We start from the raw sequence: 1,161 nt of genomic DNA, 5'->3' as shown, positions 1-1,161 counted from the left end.
CAATGCGGAAGGTGAGCCTCAGCAGGGGATTGAAATCCGGCAAAATAAATACCTGAATAACCGCATTGAGCAAGACCATCGCCATGTCAAACGTCGGATACGGCCAATGTTAGGTTTTAAATCGTTTCGCCGGGCTCAAACGATTTTAGCGGGGATAGAGCGCGTTTCGATGCGGCGTAAAGGGCAATACTTACAATCAGAAGATAAGACATTGTCACCGGCAGAGATATTTTATCGATTGACTGCATAAATAGTCATCATTCCCACCTCCGTACAAACTTTCTCTGTTAATGCGACAGAACCCATTTTCCTTTGGCGAGAAAGATGCCTACTATAGCAACTGACCGCCTTTCTTAGAAATTGCACTTATTAGGCGAATCCAAGACATATATTAAAAGCTGAATTTAATGTAGGGGGAGTTATGGGACAATATCGACACACAATCTCCAATATTATAGCAATGCCTAGTGATGTGTTGCTGCAGAAAACGGTTGAGGTGAGTTTTCATCAGGAGAAGCGATTTCATTATTTTTTAGATACACCAAAACATAAACCGGGAGGTCGGCTCAATATTATAGGACACGCATCTCCAGTGGGCAGTCCAATATTATTTGCGGGAGCATGTGCGTATAATTTTGGAATGAATTTGAATGTTTTTTGTCAAACAATCAATGCATTATTAACTGATATAAAAAATAGAGGGCAAAATATCCAATGTGTCAGAATAATAGCTTGCCACTCTGGAGCAAATGGGCTTGCTCAAGCATTAGCTAATCATATCAATATGCCAGTTAAAGGCTCGTTAGGAGGCACACGAGTTTATCCAACGATGCAATTTCGTTCAATGCCCAATATAAACCGTCATTTTATTGATAAGACAGATAGAGGTGGTCACTATTATTCAGAGGAGGAGGAGAGACAGTTGAGGCATGATCCCGCCTATGGTTTGTATAAGTGGTACTATCCTCAATCTTCAAATCCAGATAGTGAATTTGATGAGTTTGCTAGTCAACGGGTTCTGTCGCATTAGGCTGTGTCCCTTAATGTAAATTGATAGTATTCTCATCTAAACTGTTTTCAATATGGGAAAAAGATGATGGCACGCTACGACATTCCTGATGACGCATGGATAGTGATAGAACCTTGTTTACCTCCGGTCCA

At 40.9% G+C, this 1,161-nt stretch carries 2 protein-coding genes; both read left to right on the top strand.

The genetic code is table 11. From position 1 onward, the window contains the following. Nucleotides 1-250 (top strand): DDE-type integrase/transposase/recombinase (locus tag NXS07_RS20190; protein ID WP_258087532.1); only part of this gene is annotated, 250 nt, incomplete at its 5' end. A 171-nt stretch (nucleotides 251-421) separates the two neighbouring features. Continuing rightward, on the top strand, nucleotides 422-1,030 hold the full coding sequence (locus tag NXS07_RS20185; RefSeq protein WP_038196174.1) for a hypothetical protein: 609 nt from the start codon (nucleotides 422-424) through the stop codon (nucleotides 1,028-1,030). Nucleotides 1,031-1,161 lie beyond the last annotated feature (131 nt).

The sequence above is a fragment of the Xenorhabdus bovienii genome (assembly GCF_024721015.1).
Classification (GTDB): Bacteria; Pseudomonadota; Gammaproteobacteria; order Enterobacterales; family Enterobacteriaceae; genus Xenorhabdus; species Xenorhabdus bovienii.
Note: the sequence above shows the minus strand (reverse complement) of the source record. Positions and strands in the feature narration are given on the sequence as shown.

Coding starts and splice junctions, on each gene's coding strand:
- NXS07_RS20185 (WP_038196174.1), top strand. CDS start 422: ATGGGACAATATCGACACACAATCTCCAATATTATAGCAATGCCTAGT.